General features: G+C 71.7%; 1 protein-coding gene. It reads right to left on the bottom strand.

The window, feature by feature from the left end:
- Window positions 1–5,748, bottom strand: a 5,748-nt coding sequence (locus tag QSK22_RS32940; RefSeq protein WP_285498414.1) for a non-ribosomal peptide synthetase, incomplete at both ends; no start/stop codon positions are given.

The following is a 5,748-nucleotide window of genomic DNA, read 5'->3' as shown; positions in this document are numbered from 1 at the left end:
AGATCGTCCGGCTCCAACACCCCCAGCAGCGACGGCACCACACTCGCCACACTCACCTCAGACAGCTCCCGCAGCAGCCGCGGCTGAGAACGCTGCTCGTCACCGGCAACCCACAAGGTCGCGCCATACGACAACGCCACCGCCACATCCAGCACCGACGCATCGAACCCGAACGAGGCGAACTGCAACACCCCAACACCCGGACCCGCCCCCATCAACGGCCCGAACACCGACACCAAATTCACCAACGACGCGTGCGCAACCGCCACACCCTTCGGCCGCCCCGTCGAACCCGACGTGTAAATCACATACGCCAGCCCACGCGGATCCACCGGCACAGACGGCACCACCTCGACAGCGTCCGCCGAGCACGCCTCCTCGAGTGCGATCACCGGAACATCGGCCACCGACACGTCTTCGAGCAGGTCGCCGGTCGTGACGAGGGCGACCGCGCGGCTGTCGGCCAGCAAGAACTCCACACGCTCGGCCGGACTCACCGGATCGATCGGCAGATACGCCGCACCCGCCTTCCACACACCCAACATCGCCGCGACCACGTCAACGCCACGCGGCAGGCGCAGCGCAACCACCGAACCGGCGCCCACACCGAACCCGACCAGCACCCCCGCCAACCGAGCAGCCTTAGCGTCCAGCTCGGCATACGTCACCCGCACCCCGTCGTGCACGACCGCGACCGCATCCGGAGCATCCGCAACCCACCGCTCGAACAACTCCAAAACCGTGCCCTCCGGCACCGCAGCCGCAGTGTCGTTCCACTCGTCGAGCACGAGACGACGTTCCTCGGCGTCCAACACATCGACCGCGCGCAACCGCACGTCCGGAACCTCGCTCACGGTCTCCACAACGCGCACCCACCGCCGCGCCATGGCCTCGACCGATTCGGCGTCGAACAGGTCCACCGACCCGGTCATCCAACCGCGTAGTCCGGCCGGACGCCCTTCCCGGTCGAAGGTTTCCGAAAGCGCCATTTCCAGGTCGAACTTCGCTGCGGCGGCCGCGCCGTCAACCCGGATGGTCCCGGCCGCCACGTTCGGCAGGTCCAGCACCGCACGGTCGGTGTTCTGGACGGTCAGCATGACCTGGAACAGGGGATGCCGGGCCAGCGAGCGTTTCGGGGCGAGCTCCTCCACCAGCCGCTCGAACGGCACGTCCTGATGCTCCAGCGCACCCAAACTGGTCTCCCGCACCCGGGCGAGCACCTCACGGAAACGCGGGTCGCCCGACAGATCCGTCCGGATCACCAGCGTGTTGACGAAGAACCCGACCAGATCGTTCAACGCCTCATCGCCACGGCCCGCCACCGCCGACCCGATCGGGATGTCCGTACCGGCGCCGAGCCGCGACAACGTCACCGCCAATGCCGCCTGCAACACCATGAAGGTGGTGGCACCCTCGGCACGGGCCAGCTCGACCAACCGCTCGTGGACGTCGGCCGACACCTGCACCGGCACCTGGTGACCACGGTGAGTCGCCGCCGCCGGACGGGGCCGGTCAGTAGGCAGCGCCAACTCCTCCGGCGCACCCGCCAGCGCCCGCCGCCAATACTCCACCTGAGCCGACAGCAAACTTTCAGGGTCGGACTCATCCCCCAGCAGCTCACGCTGCCACAACGCGTAGTCGGCGTACTGCACCGGCAACGGCTCCCACTCGGGGGCCTCACCGCGCACCCGCGCCGCATACGCCATCGACACGTCGCGGCCCAGCGGCGCCATCGACCAGCCGTCGCCAGCGATGTGGTGGACCACGAGCACCAAGATCGGGTCGTCCTGGGGCGGCTCGAACAGCCAGGCCCGGATCGGCACCTCCGACGCCAGATCGAACGCATACCGCGTCGCCCGCGCGACCGCCTCACCCAGCTCACCGGGCTCGACCCGGCGGACCTCCAAAGCCCAGTCCAGGCCTCCCACGTCCATAATCCGCTGGTACGGCTCACCGTCCGCGGACGGGAACACCGTACGAAGCGACTCGTGACGACCGATCACATCACGCAACGCCGCGTCCAACGCCGCCACGTCCAACCCACCGCTCAACCGCACCACCATCGGCAGGTTGTAGGTCGGGCTCGGCCCCTCCAACTGCTCAAGGAACCACAGCCGACGCTGCGCGAACGACAACGGCACCCGCTCCGAACGCTCACCCGCCCGCAACGGCAGCCGCGCCCGCCCCGTCTCCTCGGCCAGCCGCGCCGCCAGCCCCGCCACGGTCGGCGTCTCGAACACCGTCCGCAGCGGCAGTTCCACGTCGAGCACGGCCCGGATCCGCGACGCCAACCGCGCCGCGAGCAGCGAATGCCCACCCAACGCGAAGAAGTCATCGTCCACACCCACGGACGGCACGCCCAGCACGTCCGCGAACACACCGCACAAGATCTCCTCCCGCGCCGTGACCGGCCGGCGGCCGTTCGGTGTGCTCTGGGCCGTGTAGTCGGGCGCGGGCAGGGCCCGGCGGTCCACCTTCCCGTTGACCGTGAGCGGGAGGCGGTCAAGCGGTACGACCGCCGACGGCACCAGGTAGGCGGGCAGACGCTCGGCGACGTACACCGGCAGCGCCGCCGCCAGGTCCGCGCCGGTGTCGTCTCCGGCGGGCACCACGTACGCGACCAGCCGCTTGTCGCCGGGGACGTCCTCGCGGACGATGACCTCGGCCTGCGCCACCGCCGGGTGTCCGACAAGGGCGCTGCGCACCTCGCCCAGCTCGATCCGCATGCCGCGGATCTTCACCTGCTGGTCGACCCGGTCCAGGAACAGCAACCGGCCGTCGGCGCTCCACCTGACCCGGTCCCCGGTCCGGTACATCCGCTGCCCGGGCTCGTACGGGCACGCCACGAACCGCTCGGCGGTGAAGGCGGGCCGCCCCACGTACCCGCGGGCCAGCCCGGCCCCGGTCGTGTAGAGCTCACCGGGGACGCCGATCGGCACCGGCCGGAGCGACTCGTCCAGGACGTAGACCCGGTTGGCCGCCACCGGGGTCCCGATAGAGACGCCGCCGTCCGCCTCCACTTCGGCGCTGCGGACCGCGTGCGTGGTGGTGAACACCGTGCATTCGGTCGGGCCGTACACGTTGGTCAGTTCGGTGCCGGGCAGTTCGGTCAGCACCCGGCGGCTGTGCGCGGGCGACAGCACGTCGCCGCCGGCCCATACCTCGCGCAGGCCCGCGAGCGCCTGGATGTCTCCGTCCACGACCTCGTGGAACAGTCCGGCGGTCAGCCACACGGTGGTGACGCCGTGGGCGGACACGAAGTCCCGCAGCTCGCTCGGCGACTGCTCCGCGCGCGGCGGGAAGGCCAGCGCCGCGCCGTTCAGGAGGGCGCCCCACACCTCCAGGGTGCTCGCGTCGAAGGAGACCGACGCCAGCTGGCTCACCACGTCCCCGGCCCGCACGCGCACGTGCTGCGCGACCCGGTCGATGCCCTGGTGCAGGACGACCACGCCCTTGGGCACACCGGTGGACCCGGACGTGTAGATGACGTTGGCCGGGTGCTCGGGCCGCAGGTCGCGGGGTGGCGCGTCCGCGGGGAGACCGGCGAGCTCATCGATCGTGGCGGGGTCGTCGAGATCCACGACCGGCAGGTCGAACGCGGTGAAATGGGCTCGGGTGGTCCGGTCGGCCAGTACCGCGACCGCCGCGGCATCGGCGAGCATGAAGGCGACGCGTTCGGGCGGGTAGTCGGTGTCGACCGGGACGTACGCGCCGCCCGCCTTGAGGACGCCCAGCCACGCGACGATCAGGTCCACGCCGGGATCGACCGCCACCGCCACCGTGGCCTCCGGTCCCACGCCGAGACGGGCCAGGTACCGCGCCAGCCGGTTGGCGCGCGCGTCCAGCTCCGCGTAGCCGACCTCGAACCCGGAGCCCACCAGCGCCACCGCGTCCGGCGTGCGCGCCACCTGCGTCTCGAACAGGTCCGGGATCGTGCCGCGGACTTCGGCGTCCCGGCCGCGGCTCCACTCGTCGAGCAGCAGCCGCCGCTCGTCCGCGTCGGACACCTCCACCGCGCTGAGCCGGGTGCCGGGACGGTCGGCGACCGTTTCGAGGACGCGCCGCCACGCGCGGGTGATCCGTTCGACCGTCGGGGGCTCGAACAGGTCCGCGGCCCCGACGACCACGCCCCTCACCCCGCCGGGGGCTCCGGTGCCGTCGAACACCTCGCTCACCAGGACGTCGAGGTCGAACTTGACCATCCAGGCGTCCCGCGGCACCCGGCCGTCCCCCATGGCGGGCTGTCCGGACGTGCCGTCGCCCGTGTTCTGCAGGGCCAGGACGACCTGGAACAGCGGATGGCGGGCCAGCGACCGGGCCGGGGCCAGTTCCTCCACCAGCCGTTCGAACGGCACGTCCTGGTGCTCCAACGCCCGCAGCCCGGCGCCGCGCACCCGGCCGAGCACGTCGGCGAGGGTCGGGTCGCCCTCCAGGTCGGTGCGGACGACCAGGGTGTTGACGAAGAACCCGACCAGGTCCTCCAGGGCCTCGTCGGACCGACCCGCGACGGCCACACCGATCGGGATGTCGGTGCCCGCGCCCATTCGGGACAGCGTCACCGCCAGCCCGGCCTGCAAGATCATGAACAGGGTGACGCCTTCGGCCCGCGCCCGCTCCAGCAGCCGCCGGTGCAGGTCGGCCGGCAGGTCCACCGGTACGCCGTGGCCGCGGTGACCGGCCTCGGCGGGACGCGGGTGGTCGTAGGGCAGTTCCAGCTCCTCCGGCATTCCGTCCAGGGCGGTGCGCCAGTACTCGACCTGCGCCGACAGCAGGCTGTTCGGGTCCGACTCGTCCCCGAGCAGCTCACGCTGCCACAGGGCGTAGTCGGCGTACTGCACCGGCAGCGGCTCCCATTCCGGGGCCTCGCCCCGGAGCCGTGCCTTGTACGCGGCCGACATGTCCCGGCCCAGCGGTCCCATCGACCAGCCGTCGCCGGCGATGTGGTGCACCACGACCAGCAGCACCCGCTCGTCCGAGGCGACCTCGAACAGCCACGCCCGGATCGGCACCTCCGCCGACAGGTCGAACGCGTACCGGGACGCCTCGTCCACCGCACGGCCCAGTTCTCCGGCCGGAACCGGCACGACGCTCAGCTCCAGGTCGAGGTCGGCCGGGTCCAGAATCCGCTGGTACGGTTCGCCGTCCACGGCGGGGAAGACCGTGCGGAGCGACTCGTGCCGGGCCAGCACGTCGCGCAGCGCCGCGTTCAGGGCGGCGACGTCCAGGGGCTCGCTGAACCGGATGACCAGGGGGATGTTGTAGGTCGGGCTCGGCCCCTCGAGCTGGCCGAGGAACCACAGGCGGCGTTGCGCGAACGAAAGCGGCACCCGGTCCGGCCGCGGCCTGGCGCGCAGCGGCTGACGGGTCCGGTCCGCCCCGGCTCCCGCGAGGCGGGCGGCCAGTTCCGCCACGGTCGGCGCCTCGAACAGCGTCCGCAGCGGCAGTTCCACGCCCAGCGCCGTCCGGATCCGCGACAGCAGCCGGACCGCCAGCAGCGAATGCCCGCCCAGCTCGAAGAAGTCGTCGTCCACCCCCACGGACGCCACGCCGAGCACATCGGCGACCAGCCCGCAAAGGATCTCTTCGTGTGCGGTGGCCGGTGCCCGGCTCGCGCCGGTGGAGTACTCGGGGGCGGGCAACGCCTTGCGGTCGAGCTTGCCGTTGGCGTTCAACGGCAGCTCGTCCAGGGTGACCACGGCTGCCGGAACCATGTAGTCGGGCAGCCGCCGAGCGACGAACGCCCGCAGG

The organism is Actinomadura sp. NBRC 104425, from assembly GCF_030269545.1.
In the GTDB taxonomy this organism is placed as follows: domain Bacteria; phylum Actinomycetota; class Actinomycetes; order Streptosporangiales; family Streptosporangiaceae; genus Spirillospora; species Spirillospora keratinilytica.
Note: the sequence above shows the minus strand (reverse complement) of the source record. Positions and strands in the feature narration are given on the sequence as shown.